This window comes from Sinorhizobium sp. M4_45, assembly GCF_002885915.1.
Lineage (GTDB): Bacteria > Pseudomonadota > Alphaproteobacteria > Rhizobiales > Rhizobiaceae > Sinorhizobium > Sinorhizobium meliloti_A.
Genome location: NZ_NWVE01000007.1, coordinates 113,996 through 132,585, shown reverse-complemented (window position 1 = coordinate 132,585; position 18,590 = coordinate 113,996). Strand labels below are relative to the sequence as shown.

The following is an 18,590-nucleotide window of genomic DNA, read 5'->3' as shown; positions in this document are numbered from 1 at the left end:
TCCCATGCCTCAGCCGGAGAAAACAATGCACCGCCTCGCCCAAGTCGCCCTGATCATGCTCGCAACCATTGCCGTGCCGCCTGTCTCCCAGGCGGCGGACCATGAAGTGAAAATGGTGAACTACGGCGCCGAAGGCAGCATGGTGTTCGAGCCTGGTTTTCTTGAAGTGGAGGTGGGTGATACAGTCACGTTTGTGCCCACCAACAGCGGCCACAATGTGCGTTCCTATGCGGTTCCAGAGGGGGTGGAAACCTGGAATACGCCGCTCGACGAAAGAGCCACCGTTAAGATCGAACGGCCTGGTGTCTATGTCTATTATTGCCCGCCCCATTTGATGATGAGCATGATCGGCGTGATCAAGGCCGGCGAGCCGGCCAATCTCGCAGCCGTCCTGCAGAAGGCGGGCAAACTGCGTTCCAAACTTGTCATGGAGGGCGAGAGGCTCGACAACTATCTTCGCCAGGTGAAGTAGGAGCGCGCGAATTCCGGACCACCTGCGGGAGGTTTGCCACGATCTTCCTTCCGGCAGTGCGTGGTTCAAAGAGGACGCCCACGCCTGCAGCTTTGCGAAGAAGGAGCAGCTATCAACGTCAGCTAAACTCGCGAGCCGACGAACAGTGCTTCTGCGCCGTGATCGAACTGGAGCCGCGCGAGCTTCGCATAAAGCCCGCCCTGGCGGATCAGCGACTCGTGGGTTCCTTCCTCGACGATACGGCCGTGCTCCATTACCAGAATGCGATCCGCCTTGAGCACGGTGGCGAGCCGATGGGCGATGACGAGCGTCGTGCGCTCCTGCATCAGGTTCTCAAGCGCCTTCTGCACCGCCGTTTCGCTCTCCGCATCGAGCGCCGAGGTCGCCTCGTCGAGGAGAAGGATCGGAGCGTTTTTGAGGATGGCGCGGGCGATCGCGATGCGCTGGCGCTGGCCGCCCGAAAGGGTCACCCCGCGCTCGCCGACCAGCGTGTCGTAGCCCTGATCCAGCCTGCCGATGAACTCTTCGGCCTGCGCCGCGACGGCGGCGGCGCGCACCGCTTCGCGGCTTGCCTCCGGCACGCCGAAGGCGATGTTGTCGTGCACCGAGGTGGCGAAGATGGTCACGTCCTGAGGCACGATCGCAAGTCTCTCCCGAAGATTCGCGGGATCGACGGCGCGTATGTCCGTACCGTCGACGCGGATGGTGCCTTTCGCCGGGTCGTAATAACGCAGGAGCATCGAGAAGACCGTGCTCTTGCCGGCGCCGGACGGGCCGACGATGGCCACCGTCTCGCCCGGTCTTACCGCAAAGGTCAAGCCCCGGAGGCTCTTATAGTCCGGCCGGGCGGGATAGGCGAAGTGGACACCGTCGAACTCCACCGCACCCGCGGCAGGGACGGGCATTGCGACCGGATGCTCGGGCGCCCCGATCTCCGGCACTTCGCTCAGAAGCTCGTTCAGACGCTCGGCGGCCCCCGCCGCCTGCGAGAGCTCTCCCCACACTTCCGAGAGTGCGCCGAGGCTGCCTGCCGCAAAAACGGAATAGAGCAGGAACTGACCGAGCGTCCCCGCGGAAAGCGAGCCCGCCAGGACGTCCCGCGCACCGAACCAGAGCACGGCGACGACGCTTCCGAAGATCATGGTGATGGCAAAGGCGGTCAGCACCGAGCGCGCTTTGGTCGCAGCGCGCGCGGCGCGATAGGCAGCCTCCACAGCGCTGCCGTAGCGCGAGCGCGCGCTCTCCTCACCGTTGAAGGCCTGCACGGTGCGGGTGGCGGCGATCGCTTCGCCGGCATAGGCGGAGGCGGCCGCGAGCATGTCCTGCGCTTCGCGGGAACGCCGGCGTACCGAGCGTCCGAAGCCGACGAGGGGGAAGACGATGAGGGGGATCGCCGCAAGCACGAGGCTCGAAAGCTTCGGGCTCGTATAGACCATCATGCCCATTGCGCCGAGACAGAGGATCAGGTTGCGCAGCGCCACCGATGCCGTCGCACCCACCGCCGACTTGATCTGCGTCGCGTCGGCCGTCAGCCGCGAGACGATTTCGCCGGACTGATTGACGTCGAAGAATGAGGCCGAGAGCTGCATGACGCGTGCGAAGACGTCGCGTCTGAGGTCGGCGACGATGCGCTCGCCGAGCGAGATTACGAAGTAATAGCGGGCGGCACTGGCAAGGGCGAGGACCACTGCAAGCACCATTAGCATGGAGAAATAGGTGTTGATGAAGCCGGAGTCGGAACTGGAGAAGCCGTGATCGATCATCCGTCGAACGGCCAGCGGCAAGGTCAGCGTGGTGGCCGCTGCAACGGTCAGAGAGACGGCGGCGCCGATGGCGAGGCCACGGTAACGCGAGAGATAAGGCAGCACGGTTGCGAGCGGGCGGATGGACCTGCGCGCCGGCGGTTGTTTTTCTTGTCTTGGCACGTAGCCCCCCGTTCGCCTGTCACGGGGCCACAGGCCTGTACGCCGCCGAGGCGCCAGAGCTGTGCGACTGCGATCTGCTGGCGCCCCGGACCGTGCCGATCCGACGAACCATGCAGAGATCACAAGTCTTCCGCGCGGCACTTGTTATCCCGCAGACCTTCATGTATAGGCACGGCATCGAATTGGGAAGCCGCGGCCCAAGAGCGGTCTGCGGCTTCATTTACGTGTTCGGTCCCAAAGTCGCAATGCCTTGCGACAATTGGACCCTGGAACTCTAGGAAGATTGTTATGAAGGCAGACATCCATCCCGACTACCACACGATCAAGGTTGTCATGACCGACGGCACCGAATACGAAACCCGCTCGACCTGGGGTACGGAAGGTGCGACCATGAACCTGGAAATCGACCCCAAGTCGCATCCGGCCTGGACCGGCGGCAACCAGCAGCTCGTCGACCGCGGCGGCCGCGTCTCCAAGTTCAAGAAGCGCTTCGAAGGCCTCGGCCTCTGATTCAGCCGCTCGACAGCGTGTTTCGAAGCCCGGCATTGCCGGGCTTTTTTGTTGGCTTTCACTCTTTCCTGCGGGCTTTGGGCAGGTGCTTTCTCGCTCAAGTCGTCCGTGCATGGATCCTCGGGCTTGACCCTGGGCTTGACGCGAGGATCCACCCGCAATCACGCCCGCGCCAACAAAAAACCCGGCACATGGCCGGGCTTTGGCTTACAGCGGCAGGGTTCTGCCTCGCTCAACTCGCTCCGAAGGCCGTCTGCAGCAGCTTGATCTGCGCCTTGACGCCGTTCTGGTTGTCCGGAACGAAGCTCGTTGCTTCCTGCGGCCGATAAATCTCGCGGTCGAGCAATGCGACCCGGTTCTGCAGCCGGAGCGACCGCTCGATGAGCTCGCGGAAGCTCTCCGGCAGATCGTTCCAGCCCGGCGCGCTGCGGTCGACGTTGAAGCTGTCCAGGCGCACCTTGCTCTTTTCAGACAGGACCTGCTCGCGGCTCATCTCGCCATTGTTGACGGCGCGCTGCAGCAGGAGCCATGACGCCATCTGCATCAGCCGGGTGGTGAGGCGCATCGACTCGGCAGCATAGAGAACGGATGCCATGCGCGGCAGCACCTTGGCGGCGGTGCGTCCAGGGCCATCGAGATAGCTTGCCGTTTCCTCGACCAGGCCCATCCCTTCAGCGTAGAGCGCCTTGAACTGCGCCGAAGACGCAGCGTGACCGGCGAAACTGACGGTATTCAATCCTCTTTCGGACATGCCTGTATTCCCTGGTTCCAACGCATCACAACTGTCAGGAAACGGGCGGCTCTGGGAAAAGTTTCCTGAGGCCCCTCCATGCTCGAAGAATGATCCCATACCGCATTCCGCGCAAGAGCATTCTTAAGAAAGGGTTAATCTCCACACTTCTTTGGAGGCCGCCCTGTCGCAAAGCAAAAAAAGAGCCGCGTGAAGCGGCTCTCAAGGTAAAACAGGGAGAAAAATCAGACCCATTCGCCAGTCGGTGAAATTGTCTGAGTCCGGAAGGACCGGATGCTCGGACAATCGCAGAAAATGCTTAATTTGCGGTTAAAGCCCAAGCATTCTTCTGGATTAAAAGTCCGCAATCATTCCAGCCCGCGCTCACCGGAAAAGGCTTTCGGCGGCCGAACGGCTCGCCGACTTGCGCTGTCTTTCCGCTTCGAGCCTTGCAATTTCCTCCGTCAGAAGCGCGATGCGCGCGGTCAGTTCGTCCACGGAGAGCAGCGAAAGATCGCTGCCGATCTCGTGCTCGGTCTTCTTTTTCGGTTGGTCATCGTCAAACAGGCTCATTCGATCTCTCCTCTTCCTGGGGATCGTCGGCGCCTTCGTCCGGCAGTTCCTCCAGCGGAGCCGCACGCGGCGAGAGCTGCAGGCTCTCCGGCGTCGTCGCCGTACCGGCATTGACCGGCGAGAAGTTTTCGCGCTCGGCCGCGGGCACCGGTGCGCGCCGGCGGCTGCGGACGATCGCATAGGCAGTGATGAGCATATGCGCACAGGCCGTGATCATGAAGAGGCCATAAGGCCCGCTGGCGGTCATTATCGGCCCGCCGATCGTCGGGCCGATAATCGTGCCGATGCCGTAGAGCAGCAGGAGCCCGCCCGAAACCTTCACGAAATCCTCGGGGGTCGCGAAGTCGTTGGCGTGGGAAACCGCGATCGGGTAGAGCGCATTGGCGGCTGCGCCGTAGATCGCGATCAACGTCAGAACGATCCAGACCTGGCCGGGCTCGACGAGGAAGATCAGGAGGCCGGCGAAAGCGCCGACCCCGGCGAGCGCGGCAAGCACATAGCGGCGGTCGATACGGTCGGAGATGCGGCCGGCCGGCAGTTGCATGACGGCGCCCGAGAAGATCGCCACGCTCATCATCGCCGCGACGGTGCTGTCCGACAGCCCGGCCTGGCGGCCGAAGACCGCGCCGAGCGTGCCGAAGGCGCCGTTGGCGATGCCGATGAGCAGGATGCCGAGGAAGGAAACCGGCGAATTGCGGTAGAGGCCGCGCAGGTCGAGGCGCACCTGTTTCAGCGGCTGCGGCGAGGCGGCCCTGGACAACAGCGTCGGCAGCATCGCTACGCAATAGAGAATGCCGCAGATCATGAAGAAGAAGGTCGTGGACGTCTCGCCGAAAGGAATCATCATCTGGCCGCCGACGACGCCGAAAAGGGTGATGGCGATATAGAGCGAGAAGATCACGCCGCGGCTCTCATTGGTGGCGCGCTCGTTCAGCCAGCTTTCGATGATCATCGACGTTCCGGCAGTGGAGAAACCCGTCACCGCGCGCAGCGCCAGCCACCAGACCGGGTCGATCAGAATGCCCGTCAGCAGGGAAACGATTGCGATCAGGGCCGTGAACACGCTGAAGGCGCGCACATGCCCGATGCGCTTGACGACATTCGGAGAGAAGAAGCAGCCAAGCACGAAACCGGTGGCCCAGAGCGTGCCGAACAGACCGAGGATGGTTGTCGGATAGCCCTCCGCGGTGCCGCGCACCGGCAGGAGCAGGCCCTGCAGACCGTTTCCGAGGAAGAGAAACAGGGTGCCAAGCAGCAGCGCGGCAACGGGAAGCAGGTTATTTCTCATCGTCCACCCGGAATTCGTTCGCCCTTCGGCGTGTCGTGACGAGGACCGCCGCTCTGCCGATGGAAATCAATACCACCGGTCATTGCAAATCGACGGCGAAAACAATAGCCCTCTATGCGACGAAAAGTGACGTCCGTATGACGTCGCTCCCATTGCAGCGGATCTTCCCGGAAATGAGCGAATGTCAAAGGCACTGACGGTTCTCCTGCTGCTGGCCATGTGCGTCCAGCTCATCAAGCCGCTCGGCTATCCGGGACTGAGGCAGCGCCGCGATTTCTGGAAGATTGCCGTCTTCGCCATCGTCGTGATGATGGTCACGGTGCTCGTGCGTCCCTGAGCCTCCTGCGGTGCCGCGCGAGATTTCGAAGTCCGGCGGCTTCGGCGTTCCTTGAGAAACAGCAACTTGGGAAAGGGCCGCGCTATTGTCGCGCTCAAGTTGCTCTATCTCCGCACGACATGACGACAGGAAAAGGTTAAATTACCGTGCTCGGCCACAAGATGAAGATCGAGGCTCTGTTGGAACGTCGTCTCACCGCCATTCTCGCAGCCGATGTCGTGGGCTACAGCCGCCTCATGGGAGCGGATGAGGCCGGCACGCTCGCGGCGCTGAAGCGCCATCGCCGCGAGCTGCTGGAACCAAAGATCGCCGAACATAAAGGCCGAATCGTCAAACTGGCGGGAGACAGCATGCTCGTCGAGTTTTCGAGCGTGGTGAACGCTGTTGCCTGTGCCGCCGCGATTCAGCGCGGCATGCTCGCCTGCAACGAAGGCTTGCCGAAGAGCAGGCGCATCGAACTCAGGATCGGCATCCATCTCGGCGACGTGATCGTCGAGGACGGCGACATCTTCGGCGATGGCGTCAATGTCGCGGCACGGCTCGAAGGGCTTGCCGATCCTTCCGGCATCGCCGTTTCTGCCTCCGTGCGGGACCATGTCGGCTCGAGACTCGATGTCGGTTTCATCGACAAGGGCGAATACAGCCTGAAGAACATCGCATCGACCGTCCGCGTCTATACGGTGTCGCTCGGCGGCAATTCGCTCGGCAAGCGTGGGGAGCCGTCCGGCGTCGTCGACCGCGGCTACGAATTATCGATCGCCGTCCTGCCCTTCACCAATATGAGCCATGATCCCGAGCAGGAATATTTCTCCGACGGCATCACAGAGGACGTCATCACCGACCTTTCGAAGATTTCGCGCCTGCACGTCGTCGCCCGCAACACCGTCTTCACTTACAAGGGCAAGTCGGTGAAGGTTAAGCAGATCGCCCATGAACTCGGCGTTCGCTTCATCCTCGAAGGCAGCGTGCGCAAGGCGGGCGGACGTGTGCGCATCACCGGCCAGTTGATCGACGCCCAGACCGGCGGGCATCTGTGGGCCGACCGCTACGACCGCGATCTGACGGATATTTTCGCTATTCAGGACGAGATCACTCATGCCATCGTCGACCAGCTCAAGATAAAGCTTCTGCCGGAGGAAAAGAGGGCGATCGAAAGCGACCCGACGACCTCGGTCGAGGCCTATACGTACTATCTCCGCGGTCGGCAGTTCTCCCATACGTGGACGCGGCCCTATCTGCTGCTCGCACGCCGCATGTTCCTGAAGGCCGTCGAACTCGACCCGAATTATGCGCGTGCCTATGCCGGCATCGCCGAGTGCGAATGTGCGATCAGGGACTGGCACGAAAAGGAGTTTCCGCTGGAGAGCATACTCGACATGAGCGCCAGGGCGCTCACGCTCGATCCGAACCTGGCGGAAGCGCATGCCTCGCGCGGGCTCGCATTGAACCACGACGGCCAGACGGAGGAGGCAAGTCGTGAGTTTCTGCAGGCCCTGGCGCTCGATCCTTCGCTCTATGAGGCGAATCTCTATTATGGCCGTTTTCTCTTCGCGCAGGGCCGCTTCCGGGAAGCGATCGGATTCTTCGAGCGTGCGGCGGAAATCCGGTCGGACGATTACTTTTCGCCGATCCATTTGATGGGTTGCCACCTGTCCCTTGGTATGGAGACCGAGCGCCAGCGCTGGGCGCGGATCGGTATCGAAAGAGCGCAAAGCGCGATGGAGCGGAACCCCGAGAATGCCAGCCCGGCGCATCGCGGTGCATTGGCGCTGGCGCATATGGGCGAGGCGGAACGTGCGAAGGAATGGGTTTCTCGTGCGCTGGCGATCGATCCGGACGATATCGTCGCGCGGTACAATGCAGCCTGCGTCCATTCGCTCCTTGGCGAGGGCGAGCGCGCGCTGGAACTGCTGGAAACCGTGGTGCCGCTGAGCTCCAGCTACCATGTCCAGTGGTTCAACCAGGATCCGGACCTGGACCTCATACGCGACGATCCGCGCTTCCGCGCGCTCCTCGACGCGCTCACAGAGTGCAAGGTCGGAAGGCGCTGAACATTACGGCGATCAGATCAAGATCTCCCCGCGCATCGCCGAAACGCAGTCGCCCGAGACGCTGACGTTGCGGACTGTGCCGTTCCTCTTGTCGACACCGACCGTGATGAGGCTGCGGCGGCCCATTTCCACGCCCTGTTCGATGACGAGTTCGGCCTTCGCGTCGGCCTCGGGAAGCAGCGAGACGAGGTAAGCGCCGAGCGCCGCCGAAGCGCTGCCGGTTGCCGGATCCTCGATGACGTTGTCGAGCGGAGCGAACATGCGTGCCCTTATATGGCCGGGCCGCTCGCGCGTATGGGCATAGAGAAACAGGCTGAAGCTGTCTTCCGCAAGCGGATAGCGGCTGTTCGCCTCCTCGAAGGCCGAGACGTTCGGCCGCGCTGTCGAAAGGGCATCGACGTCGCGCACCTCGGCGACCGCGAAGGGCAGGCCGACCGAAATGCGCACCGGCGGATGAGTTCGGTCGACGAGGTCGTCCTGGCGCAGCGATGCGCAGGCGGCAATCGTCGCGGCGTCTATGGCGGGTCCGATTTGCAGCGCCTGCGGGGCGACGATCCTTGCGCCCGTGACGATGCCGTCACTGCCGAGAAGAGTCACTTCGACAAGGCCCGCTTTTTCCTCGAAACGCAATGCGCCGCCCGGCTTGCGGCCGAAGACTTCCCGTTGCCGGCCGAGCACGAAGGCCGTGCCGACATTCGGGTGGCCGGCGAAAGGCACTTCGGTCGTCGGCGTGAAGATGCGCACGCGCGCGGTGTTCTCCGGATTTTCGGGCGGAAGGACGAAGGTGACTTCGGAATAGCCGAACTCCGTGGCGATCGCCTGCATCTGGGCGTCGCTCAAGACCCGTGCATCCGGGATGACGGCAAGCTGATTGCCGGCGAAACGGTCGGTCGTGAAGACGTCGACGGTAATGAAGGAGACGGTGTTCATGGGGCCCTCCGGTCGGTCGCAGATGGCGTAGATTTAAAGTCGTCGCCGGCGCCGCTGAACAGCGAACTTGTCTCCCTGACAATTGTCGAGGCAGCAAGGCGGCGCCATAAAAAAGGCCCGGCGGCATCGCTGTCACCGGGCCTCTCCTCGCTCCCTCGAACTATTCTGGCGTTCAGGCGGCTTTTTCGAAGTCCTTCGTCCAGCTTCCCTTGGCGGCGAGACTGCACATCTTGGCGCGATGGGCGAAGGCGCGCTGGCCGGCCGCGACGTTTTCCGACTTGCCGCCCCAGGCATTGAGCGCTTCCTGCTGCAGCGCCCGGCCATAGGAGAAGGTAAGCTTCCAGGGCAGGTCGTGCGCCGCGTTCATGGCTGAAAGGTGCGCCGTCGCCTCTTCGGTCGACTGGCCGCCGGAGAGGAAGGCGATGCCGGGAACAGCCGCCGGAACGGTGCGCTTCAGCACCTTGATGGTGCGTTCGGCGACCTCATCGACGGAAGCTTTGCGCGCCTTCTTGCCGTCGATCACCATGCTCGGTTTCAGGATCATGCCTTCGAGGCTGACGCGGAGTTCGCCAAGTTCCTCGAAGACGGTGCGCAGGACCCATTCGGTGACCTCTTCCGAGCGCTCGATCGAGTGATCGCCGGGGGCGCCATCCATCAGCACTTCCGGCTCCACGATCGGTACGATCTTCGCCTCCTGGCACAGCGCGGCATAGCGGGCGAGCGCATGGGCATTGGCCCTGATCGCGCCCCAGGTCGGAAGAGCGTCGGAAATCGCAATCACGCCCCGCCATTTGGCGAAGCGGGCGCCGGCTTCATGATATCTGGCAAGGCGGGCGGCGAGCCCGTCGAGGCCTTCGGTTACCGTTTCGTTCGGGAAATGGGCCATCGGCTTGGCACCGGTGTCGACCTTGATCCCCGGGATCGAGCCCGCATTGCGGATGACGTCGGTGAGGGGCGTGCCGTCTGCAGCCTTCTGGAACAGTGTTTCCTCATAGAGGATGACGCCGGAGATATACTCGCGCATCGCATCGTCCGAGCGCAGCAGCATCTCGCGATAATCGCGGCGCGACGTCTCGGTGGACTCCAGGCCGATGCTGTCGAAGCGCTTCTTGATCGTCGCGGTCGACTCGTCGGCCGCAAGCAGGCCGCGGCCGTTTGCCACCATGGCAACCGCAATGTCTTCCAGTCTTTCGCTCATATTCTTCTCCTACACACAGCGCTGATCAGCAATCGGAACAGCGAATGAAACCAATCTCGGAGCGAGGCGCAGAACCGTCTTTCGCGCCCCGGGAACAAAGCCGCGTTAACAGAAGATACCGTGCGGGAAAATGGCAGTAAAACGGGCAAAACGATTTAAATAATTTTAATCGTTTGAAAAATCGTAATTATTTTGGGTGGCTTAGTTCCGGCGCGAAGGTGCATGTCACCTGCACGACGAGGCGTTCGAATCTGGATCAACTTGTCGGGTTCAGCTATCGAGGCGATGGGCGCGTCGCATGAGTGATTTGAATGCGACGCACCTTGCATGCAGAGCACCGTAGCCGGGCTCAGTTCCGCTGTCGGAGAATATCGACACCCGGCAGGGGCTTGCCTTCCATCCATTCGAGGAAGGCGCCGCCGGCGGTCGAGACATAGGTGAAATCGTCGGCGACCTCGGCATGGTTGAGCGCTGCGACCGTGTCGCCGCCCCCGGCGACGGAGACGAGCGAGCCTGCGCGCGTGCGGGATGCCGCGTGTTTCGCGGCTGCCACGGTCGCCCTGTCGAACGGCGCGATCTCGAAGGCGCCGAGCGGGCCGTTCCACACGAGGGTTTCGGCGCGGGAGATCCATTCGTTGATGGCATCGATCGATTTCGGCCCGACGTCGAGCACCATGGCGTCGGCAGGGATGGCGTTGATATCGACGGCCTCGTTGTCCGCACCGGCCTTGAACTCACGGGCAACGACGCCGTCGACCGGAAGAACGATTGCGCATCCCGCTTCCGAGGCGGCCGCGAGGATGGCCTTGGCGGTCTCCGCAAGATCGTGCTCGCAGAGCGACTTTCCGACATCGACGCCTTGCGCCGCGAGGAAGGTGTTGGCCATGCCGCCCCCGATGACGAGCGCGTCGACCTTCTTCACGAGGTTCTGCAGAAGGTCGATCTTGGTCGAGACCTTGGCGCCGCCGACGATCGCAACCACCGGGCGCTTCGGATTGCCGAGTCCCTTTTCAAGCGCTTCGAGCTCCGTCTGCATGGTGCGGCCGGCATAGGCGGGAAGGTGATGAGCAAGCCCTTCGGTCGAGGCGTGGGCGCGATGGGCGGCGGAGAAGGCGTCGTTGACATAGATGTCGCCATTGGCGGCGAGCGCCGTCACGAAGTCCGGATCGTTCTTCTCCTCGCCTTTGTGGAAGCGGGTATTCTCGAGCAGCAGCACTTCGCCGTCGTTCAATTCGGCAATGGCGTTGGCGGCCTTGTCGCCGATGCAGTCGGCAGCGAAATAGACGCGCTGGTCGAGAATCTCCTCGACGGCGGGGGCGATCGCCTTCAGCGACATGCCGGCGACGGGCTCGCCCTTCGGCCGGCCGAAATGCGCGAGCAGAACGACTTTCGCGCCCTTCTCGGAGAGTTCGCGAATGGTCGGCGCCACGCGCTCGATGCGGGTGGTGTCGGTCACCTGATTGTCCTTGACAGGCACGTTCAGATCGACGCGCACGAGAACGCGCTTGCCGGCGATGTCGGTCAGATCGTCGAGAGTCTTGAAAGTCATCAGATGGTCTCCGGTGATAGTCTCTGGAATAGGGTAGGGTAGTCGATGACGAGGCCATCCTCGTCCACTGGCAGGTCCGCCGTGAAGCTGCCGTCCGCCGCCTCGTAACGGTAGAGCTTGCCGTCGTCGAGGCAGGTGTAATGCTGACCGTCGACGGTCGGTTCGAAGCTGTCGAAGGGCACGTAAAGCATGTCAAGCCTGGCGGTGCCGGATTGCCGGGTGAGGCCCAGGCGGCGGATCGGCAGCGTATTCGTGAAGGGCGTGCCGGCGAGGTCGATATCGACGCAACCGTCGAATTGCGGCAAGGCCGTTCCGTCTGCTTTGCGCCAATGGCCGTGCCCATCGGACATGAGGTGCAGCCTCAGCCCTTGGGTCGTCTCGATGAGAAAGGAAAAGACGCGCCAGCCGGCATCGCAGTCGATCCGGTAGCGGACGCCATAGGCCGTTGCGCCGCGTTCGCCGATGAGAACGCTTTCGGCGCGGATGGCCGCGCCGAGCGATGTGTCGAAAGTCCTGAGCGTCAGATGTTCGAGCCCTTCCCCTTCGAGCGGGCGCCAGCGCACCGTCGTTGAGGAAAGGGCCCGGAACATCGGTCTTAGAGGAGCTTGCTCAGGGCAACCGCCGTATCCGCCATGCGGTTCGAGAAGCCCCATTCATTGTCGTACCAGGACAGGATCGACACGAACTTGCCTTCCATCACCTTGGTCTGGTCCATGTGGAAGACCGAGGAATGCGGGTCGTGGTTGAAGTCGACCGAGACGTTCGGCTGAAGCGTGTAGCCGAGAACGCCCTTGAGCGGACCGTCGGCGGCAGCCTTGATGGCGGCGTTGATCTCTTCCTTGGTCGTCTCGCGCTTGGCGACGAATTTCAGGTCGACCACCGAGACGTTCGGGGTCGGCACGCGCACCGAGATACCGTCGAGCTTGCCCTTGAGTTCCGGCAGAACGAGGCCGACCGCCTTGGCCGCACCCGTGGAGGTCGGGATCATCGACAGCGCCGCGGCGCGGGCGCGGTAGAGATCCTTGTGCATCTGGTCGAGCGACGGCTGGTCGTTGGTGTAGGAGTGGATCGTGGTCATCATGCCGTGATCGATGCCGATGGCATCGTGCAGCACCTTGGCGACCGGTACCAGGCAGTTGGTCGTGCAGGATGCGTTGGAGATGACGAGATGATCCTTCGTCAGCTTGTCGTGGTTGACGCCGTAGACGACGGTCAGGTCCGCACCGTCGGCCGGGGCCGAGACGATGACGCGCTTGGCGCCGGCTTCCAGGTGAGCGGCTGCCTTGTCACGGGCGGTGAAGATGCCGGTGCACTCCATCGCGATGTCGACGCCGAGTTCCTTGTGCGGCAGTTCCGCCGGATTGCGGATGGCGGTCACCTTGATCGGCTTGCCGTTATTGATGACGATCGCGTCGCCGTCGACCTTCACGTCGGCCGGGAAGCGGCCGTGGATGGAATCGAAGCGCAGCAGGTGAGCATTGGTCTCGACCGGACCGAGGTCGTTGATGGCAACGACTTCAATGTCGGTGCGGCCGGATTCGACGATGGCGCGGAGAACGTTACGGCCGATGCGGCCAAAACCGTTAATGGCGACTTTCACTGTCATATCGGGTCTCTCCCTGTCAGAATGCGTGGGGTGGAAAGGAGGGCATCGGGGAATGTCCTCCTGGCTTGATCAGGACAGCTTGGCTTCGGCGGACGCAACCACGACTTCCGGCGTAATGCCGAAGTGCTTGTAGAGATCCTTGTAGGGGCCCGAAGCACCGAAGCTCGACATGCCGATGAAGATGCCGTCATTGCCGATGAAGTGGTCCCAGCCCTGGCGGATGCCGGCTTCGACGGCGATCTTGACCGGCGACGTGCCGATGATTGCCTGCTGGTAGTCCTCGCTCTGCTCGGCGAAAAGCTCGAAACAGGGGACGGAGACGACGCGCGTCGCAATGCCCTTTGCGGTCAGCGTCTGGCAGGCCTTGACGGCGATCTCGACTTCCGAGCCGGTGGCGAAGATCGTCACCTGCGCATCGCTTGCGGAGATCAGGTCGTAGGCGCCGCGGGCGCAGAGGTTCTGCTCCTCATATTCCGTGCGCACCGCCATCAGGTTCTGGCGGGTGAGCGCAAGACCGGAGGGGCGCTTGCGGTTTTCCAGGGCAAGCTGCCAGCATTCGGCGGTCTCCGTCGCATCCGCGGGGCGGAACATCAGAAGGTTGGGGATGGCCCGAAGCGCGGCCATGTGCTCGACCGGCTGGTGGGTCGGCCCGTCCTCGCCGAGACCGATGGAATCATGCGTGAGCACGTGGATGACGCGGATGCCCATGAGCGCGGCAAGGCGGATCGACGGGCGGCAGTAATCCGAGAAGATCAGGAAGCCACCGGAATAGGGGATGAGGCCGCCATGCAGCGCCATGCCGTTCATTGCGGCCGCCATGCCGTGCTCGCGCACGCCGTAGTGGATATAGCGGCCGGAGAAATCGTCCGGGGTGATGGAGTGCGTCTGGCTCGTCTTGGTATTGTTGGAGCCGGTCAGGTCGGCGGAGCCGCCGATCGTCTCGGCAAGTACGCCGTTGATGACTTCCAGCGCATCCTCCGAAGCCTTTCGCGTCGCCGGCGAGGGCTTGGTCTCGGCAAGCTTCTGCTTGTAGGCGCCGATCGCCGAGGCGAGGCTGCCTTCGAGCTCGCCGGAGAAGCGGCGGACGAACTGCGCCTTCTTCTCCGCCTCTGCGGCTTCGAGCCGCTCTTCCCATTCCTTGCGCGCCTTGGCCGACCGCAGGCCTGCGATGCGCCAGGCGTCGAGCACGTCGGAGGGAACCGTGAAAGCCTCGGCTTCCCAGCCGAGCGCCTTGCGGGTGGCGGCGATTTCCTCGGCGCCGAGCGGAGAACCGTGGACCTTGTGCGTGCCGGCCTTGTTCGGCGCACCGAAGCCGATCACGGTCTTGCAGGCGATCATGGTCGGTTTGTCGGACTTCTGGGCTTCCTCGATCGCGGCGGCGATCGCTTCGGGATCATGGCCGTCGATGGCGATCGTGTGCCATTTGCTGGCGCGGAAGCGGGCGTGCTGGTCGGTCGAGTCGGCAATGGAGATCGGACCGTCGATCGAGATGTTGTTGTCGTCCCAAAAGACGATCAGCTTGTTGAGCTTCAGGTGGCCGGCAAGCGCGATCGCTTCCTGACTGATGCCCTCCATCAGGCAGCCGTCGCCGGCCAGCACATAGGTATAATGCTCCATCAACTCGCTGCCGAACTCCTCGCGCAGCTTGCGCTCGGCGATCGCCATGCCGACCGAATTGGCAATGCCCTGGCCGAGCGGACCGGTGGTCGTCTCGATGCCGGCGGCGTGGCCGTATTCCGGATGGCCCGCCGTGCGCGAACCCAGCTGGCGGAAGTTCTTGATCTCGTCGATGGTGATGTCGTCGTAGCCCGTGAGGTAGAGCAGCGAATAGAGCAGCATGGACCCATGGCCGGCCGACAGGACGAAGCGGTCGCGGTTCGGCCAGGCGGGGTTTTTAGGGTCGAAGCTCAGATAGCGGGTGAACAGCACTGTTGCGATATCGGCGGCGCCCATCGGGAGGCCGGGGTGGCCGGAATTTGCCTTCTCGACGGCGTCCATGGAGAGGAAGCGGATTGCATTCGCCATCCGGTCGTGTTTTTCGCGAGAGATCATGACTGTTCCGTTTGCGTTCGGTGGTCAGGGGACGGTCTCTATCCTCCAAAGACCGCATGAGAAGCGGCAGACACATAGCAGGTGCGTGAGCCGAGTCAATAAATACGGGCCCTCCGCGACCAAATGCGGCGGCCCCCGCGCGGTCCCTCTCGAACGGCAGGAACGCCGCCGGCCGGTGGCCGGTTCGGGAAGCGAAATCGACCATCCACAGCTTCCGCAGTTCAATGCCGCGCTTGGCATTGTTGAGACTTGCGTAATAGGTTTAAAAAGAAAAGGGCCGAAGTGATGAAAGCTCTACGATTCGGCCTTGGAGCGAGGCCCGTCCAGGCAAGGTGCAAGCGCTCCGCACTTTGTTTTAGGGCAGGGCGAAGCCGCTCCCCCTAGAGAGGTATCGGAAGACATGCCGGCAAAGACGGTCAAGGCGGCGATCGACGAGTTGCGCAACGCGGTTCAGTCACTTGAAATCGCGATCGACGGCCGCTTCGACAAGGAAAAGGATGTGAGCGAGTTCGAAGGCGAGGTCAGGCGGGTCAATGAGGACCGGTCTCGCCTGGCGCAGGAACTCGACCAATCCCAATTCCGCGCCAACCGGTTGGAAGAGGTCAATCGCGAGGTATCCCGTCGTCTCGTGACGGCGATGGAGACCATTCGCGCGGTGCTGGATCGCTGAGGTTCTGAACGTATGGCGCAGGTGACGGTAACGATCGACGGCAAGGCCTATCGCATGGCCTGCGAGGAAGGGCAGGAAGAGCACCTCGGCGACCTCGCGACCAGGTTCGACCAGTATGTCGGCCATCTGAAGGCCCAGTTCGGCGAAATAGGCGACCTCAGGATCACCGTCATGGCAGGCATCATGGTCATGGACGAGTTGAGCGAGGTCAATCGCCGGCTGAAGAGTATCGAAGCCGAAGTGGACGATCTGAAGAGAGGCCGCGACACCGCGCTTTCGGATCACACGAGAAGCGAGGAGGCGCTTGCCTCGGCGCTCGGTGAAGTGACGGCGCAGATTCAGGACATTGCCGCCAAGCTCAACGGGCGGCCGACTCCCCCGACAAATTGAGTCCGGCCTGCGATTTCGCAGAAATTATGCAGCTCCACGACATCCGGCTCTGGTGAAAAGCCCCGGGACGCTCTATATCTGCCGGGCGATCTGCGCTTCCCGACAGGAACCACAATCCCCGGGGCCATACACGATCTCAAGGGAACTGTCCCTGGCCGGACCCGTGGGTCCGGGCATACGGTGCCCACCTACCTAGTAGGTACCCGGGATCGTAAACTCTCCATCGGTCGTCGTGGATCGCACTTCTTCCCTTTCCTTCTCGCTCGGTGCCCGGAAAGCGCGGCGGATTGCATCCGCCATCGCGTCCACCGTCGGCGACCGGTTCCCGCGCCTCGTCCGCAGCACGACATTCGACATATCGATGATGCCGAAGCCATCCGCCTCGGTGAGCTCGCGGCAGCCGGGCGGTATGGTGCTTCGCGACAGGGGCGCAATGGCGAGGCCTGAAACGACGGCGGCGATGAGCCCGCCGCTCGTGCGGCTCACATAGGCGACGCGGTTCTCGATATTCCGGGTCGTCAGGCTGCGCAGGGCCAGGTCGTCGCACCAGCCGCCTTCCGCATAGGTATAGGTCGCGATGGGCAGGGGCTGCCGCAAATGGGTGCCATGCTGCTCGGAGGTGGCCCAAACGGTTGGGTTTACCATCAGAACCTCGCTGCGGGTTCGTCCGCCCGGCTCGAAGACGACGGCGATGTCGAGTTCTCCGGCCGCGAGCGCCGCCGAGTTGGCCATGGAGGTTTCCTGACGCACCGTCACTTCGACGCCGGGATGAATGGCCGCGAAAGCGCCGAGCGCCTTCGGCAGGGTGGAGTTGACATATTCCTCGGAAATCCCGATCCGGACGGACCCGTCGAGCGCCGGTGAGCGCATCGCCGCAGCCGTATCGTCGAGGAGGGTAACGATACGGCGTGCATTGTCGACAAGGCGCCGGCCTTCACCGGTCAGTATCACGCCACGCGAATGGCGTTCGAAGAGCGCGGATCCGATGAGATCCTCAAGTCTGCGGATCTGCATGCTGACGGCCGATTGGGTTCGCCGCACCATGTCGGCAGCGCGTGTGACATTGCCGGTGTCGGCCACCGCCAGGAAGGTTCTGAGCAGGTCGCTGTCGAGCGGTGCTGTCATGTCGCTGCCATAAGAAACGCTGATGACAGGCATGGTTGCAATTCATTTGTCACATGTCAAGGACGGCGCAAAGATGGACCGGTTGCCATCCCTTCCGAGGTCCTCGCCATGCCCGTTCTGGTCGTCTCAGCACAGCCCGTCAGAAGCTCCTCCCCGCCGCTTGCGACGGCCCTTGCGCGCTGGCGGCTGTGGCTTTCGCTTCGCACGCAATGGGCGCTGGTGAGCCGCCGCGGCGACCGGCACCTTCTGGCAGACGCCGCTATCCCCGACACCTATCGCCTCGCATGCGAGGAAGACCGGCGCCACCGTGACGCAGTCCGGCATCTGCACTGGATGCTCTGAGGCAACTTCCTTCGAGAATTGGCATCCAAAGCCATTGTGACACACGCACGAGTCGCGAAGTATTGCGAAAGCGGCGCCCGCGTGGTTCCGCTTCGGGGTCGTTTTGCGCTATGGCATGGCGTTGAGGTTGGTCACCGCGGCAATATTTGCCCGCAGGGGAAGGTTGGATGTCACCCAAGGATCTGAAAGCAGCTTTGAGGAAGGAGCGCCTGGCGCTCCGCGATGCCATGCCGGCGGAAGCGCGTATCGAGGCGAGCCTTGCCATGGCCGATCATGCGGCCGAGGTCATCGCGCTCGATCCCGGACACGTCGTCTCGGGCTTCTGGCCGATCCGTTCGGAGGCCGACGTCCGGCCGCTGATGGTGCGGCTCAGGGATCGCGGTGCGCGCCTCTGCCTGCCGGTGATCCTGGACAGCAAGGCCATCGTTTTCCGGGAACTGCTCGACGGCATCGCGGTCGTCGAAACCGGTTTCGGCACCACTGGCCCTGGCCCCGATGCGCCGGAAGTCGATCCGGACATCATGCTGGTACCGCTCTCGGCCTTCGATGCCGTGGGCCATCGGATCGGCTATGGCGCCGGCTATTATGATCGGGCGATCGACCGGCTGCGCCGCAAAGGCCACATGCCGCGCCTGATCGGGATTGCATTCGACTGCCAGGAAGTGGCATCAGTGCCGGCTGAACCGCACGACGTGGCGCTGGACGCCGTATTGACGGAGAGCGGTTTTCGGCATTTCTGAGCGGGATGAGGATTTTGCGCGGATTCCGCCACATCCTGCTTAAAATTCATTGAACCGACCACGTGCATGAATTGGAGTCGATCCAGATTGCCTTGGTCCAAG

General features: G+C 62.9%; 18 protein-coding genes, 1 other RNA gene and 1 pseudogene. 9 read left to right on the top strand and 11 right to left on the bottom strand.

Features of this window, described 5'->3' with window-relative positions; translation table 11 throughout:
* Positions 1 to 25 precede the first annotated feature (25 nt).
* A complete protein-coding gene (locus CN933_RS19750) occupies positions 26 to 472 on the top strand; it encodes a pseudoazurin (RefSeq protein WP_018096813.1) in 447 nt (148 codons plus the stop codon).
* Positions 473 to 594: 122 nt separating this feature from the next.
* Here CN933_RS19750 and CN933_RS19745 read toward each other — a convergent pair whose 3' ends face one another.
* Positions 595 to 2,397, bottom strand: a complete 1,803-nt coding sequence (locus tag CN933_RS19745) for an ABC transporter transmembrane domain-containing protein (RefSeq protein WP_018096814.1) — start codon at positions 2,395 to 2,397, stop codon at positions 595 to 597.
* Positions 2,398 to 2,685: 288 nt separating this feature from the next.
* On the opposite strand from CN933_RS19745, the gene rpmE reads away from it, so the two are divergent.
* Positions 2,686 to 2,907, top strand: a complete 222-nt coding sequence (gene rpmE, locus CN933_RS19740; protein ID WP_010970183.1) for a 50S ribosomal protein L31 — start codon at positions 2,686 to 2,688, stop codon at positions 2,905 to 2,907.
* A 232-nt stretch (positions 2,908 to 3,139) separates the two neighbouring features.
* On the opposite strand, the gene rcdA is transcribed toward rpmE, so the two are convergent.
* From rcdA to CN933_RS19725, 3 genes are all read right to left on the bottom strand, one after another.
* A complete protein-coding gene (gene rcdA / locus CN933_RS19735; RefSeq protein WP_018096815.1) occupies positions 3,140 to 3,658 on the bottom strand; it encodes a protease adaptor protein RcdA in 519 nt (172 codons plus the stop codon).
* A 363-nt stretch (positions 3,659 to 4,021) separates the two neighbouring features.
* Positions 4,022 to 4,210 carry a DUF1192 domain-containing protein gene (locus CN933_RS19730; protein ID WP_018096816.1) on the bottom strand — a complete coding sequence of 63 codons (189 nt, stop codon included), beginning with the start codon at positions 4,208 to 4,210 and terminating at the stop codon, positions 4,022 to 4,024.
* Positions 4,197 to 5,498 carry an MFS transporter gene (locus CN933_RS19725; RefSeq protein ID WP_018096817.1) on the bottom strand — a complete coding sequence of 434 codons (1,302 nt, stop codon included), beginning with the start codon at positions 5,496 to 5,498 and terminating at the stop codon, positions 4,197 to 4,199. Before CN933_RS19725 ends, CN933_RS19730 begins: the two co-directional genes overlap by 14 nt.
* Before the next feature lie 181 nt (positions 5,499 to 5,679).
* On the opposite strand from CN933_RS19725, the gene CN933_RS19720 reads away from it, so the two are divergent.
* A complete protein-coding gene (locus CN933_RS19720; RefSeq protein WP_018096818.1) occupies positions 5,680 to 5,835 on the top strand; it encodes a hypothetical protein in 156 nt (51 codons plus the stop codon).
* Between the two features lie 146 nt (positions 5,836 to 5,981).
* Positions 5,982 to 7,886: a TPR end-of-group domain-containing protein gene (locus tag CN933_RS19715; protein WP_018096819.1), complete on the top strand. Its 1,905-nt coding sequence runs from the start codon at positions 5,982 to 5,984 to the stop codon at positions 7,884 to 7,886.
* A 12-nt stretch (positions 7,887 to 7,898) separates the two neighbouring features.
* On the opposite strand, the gene CN933_RS19710 is transcribed toward CN933_RS19715, so the two are convergent.
* The 6 genes from CN933_RS19710 to tkt form a co-directional block, all read right to left on the bottom strand.
* Positions 7,899 to 8,816 carry a PhzF family protein gene (locus CN933_RS19710; protein ID WP_018096820.1) on the bottom strand — a complete coding sequence of 306 codons (918 nt, stop codon included), beginning with the start codon at positions 8,814 to 8,816 and terminating at the stop codon, positions 7,899 to 7,901.
* Positions 8,817 to 8,988: 172 nt separating this feature from the next.
* Positions 8,989 to 10,014 carry a class I fructose-bisphosphate aldolase gene (locus tag CN933_RS19705; protein ID WP_018096821.1) on the bottom strand — a complete coding sequence of 342 codons (1,026 nt, stop codon included), beginning with the start codon at positions 10,012 to 10,014 and terminating at the stop codon, positions 8,989 to 8,991.
* Between the two features lie 349 nt (positions 10,015 to 10,363).
* Positions 10,364 to 11,563, bottom strand: a complete 1,200-nt coding sequence (locus CN933_RS19700) for a phosphoglycerate kinase (RefSeq protein ID WP_018096822.1) — start codon at positions 11,561 to 11,563, stop codon at positions 10,364 to 10,366.
* The gene (locus tag CN933_RS19695; RefSeq protein WP_018096823.1) at positions 11,563 to 12,153 is read right to left on the bottom strand and encodes a putative glycolipid-binding domain-containing protein; all 591 of its coding nucleotides are present in this window, start codon (positions 12,151 to 12,153) and stop codon (positions 11,563 to 11,565) included. Before CN933_RS19695 ends, CN933_RS19700 begins: the two co-directional genes overlap by 1 nt.
* Before the next feature lie 5 nt (positions 12,154 to 12,158).
* Positions 12,159 to 13,169 (bottom strand): type I glyceraldehyde-3-phosphate dehydrogenase, encoded by a 1,011-nt coding sequence (gene gap / locus CN933_RS19690; protein ID WP_018096824.1) that lies wholly within the window; start codon positions 13,167 to 13,169, stop codon positions 12,159 to 12,161.
* 69 nt (positions 13,170 to 13,238) lie between these two features.
* The gene (gene tkt, locus CN933_RS19685; RefSeq protein WP_018096825.1) at positions 13,239 to 15,221 is read right to left on the bottom strand and encodes a transketolase; all 1,983 of its coding nucleotides are present in this window, start codon (positions 15,219 to 15,221) and stop codon (positions 13,239 to 13,241) included.
* 400 nt (positions 15,222 to 15,621) lie between these two features.
* Here tkt and CN933_RS19680 point away from each other — a divergent pair, with 400 nt between their 5' ends.
* The 3 genes from CN933_RS19680 to ssrS all read left to right on the top strand — a co-directional run bounded on the left by CN933_RS19680 (position 15,622) and on the right by ssrS (position 16,524).
* Complete coding sequence (locus CN933_RS19680) at positions 15,622 to 15,891, top strand: DUF4164 domain-containing protein (RefSeq protein WP_018096826.1); 270 nt, start codon at positions 15,622 to 15,624, stop codon at positions 15,889 to 15,891.
* A gap of 12 nt (positions 15,892 to 15,903) precedes the next feature.
* Positions 15,904 to 16,281, top strand: a complete 378-nt coding sequence (locus tag CN933_RS19675; RefSeq protein ID WP_018096827.1) for a cell division protein ZapA — start codon at positions 15,904 to 15,906, stop codon at positions 16,279 to 16,281.
* Positions 16,282 to 16,365: 84 nt separating this feature from the next.
* Positions 16,366 to 16,524: non-coding RNA, 6S RNA (ssrS, locus tag CN933_RS19670), on the top strand.
* Positions 16,525 to 16,614: 90 nt separating this feature from the next.
* On the opposite strand, the pseudogene CN933_RS19665 reads toward ssrS, so the two are convergent.
* Positions 16,615 to 17,325 (bottom strand): annotated as a pseudogene (locus CN933_RS19665) (LysR family transcriptional regulator); the annotation flags it as partial.
* A gap of 189 nt (positions 17,326 to 17,514) precedes the next feature.
* Here CN933_RS19665 and CN933_RS19660 point away from each other — a divergent pair.
* Positions 17,515 to 17,748, top strand: coding sequence for a hypothetical protein (locus CN933_RS19660; protein ID WP_018096829.1), 234 nt, complete (start codon positions 17,515 to 17,517; stop codon positions 17,746 to 17,748).
* A 167-nt stretch (positions 17,749 to 17,915) separates the two neighbouring features.
* Positions 17,916 to 18,488, top strand: a complete 573-nt coding sequence (locus tag CN933_RS19655; RefSeq protein WP_026168795.1) for a 5-formyltetrahydrofolate cyclo-ligase — start codon at positions 17,916 to 17,918, stop codon at positions 18,486 to 18,488.
* The last annotated feature ends 102 nt before the right edge of the window (positions 18,489 to 18,590 follow it).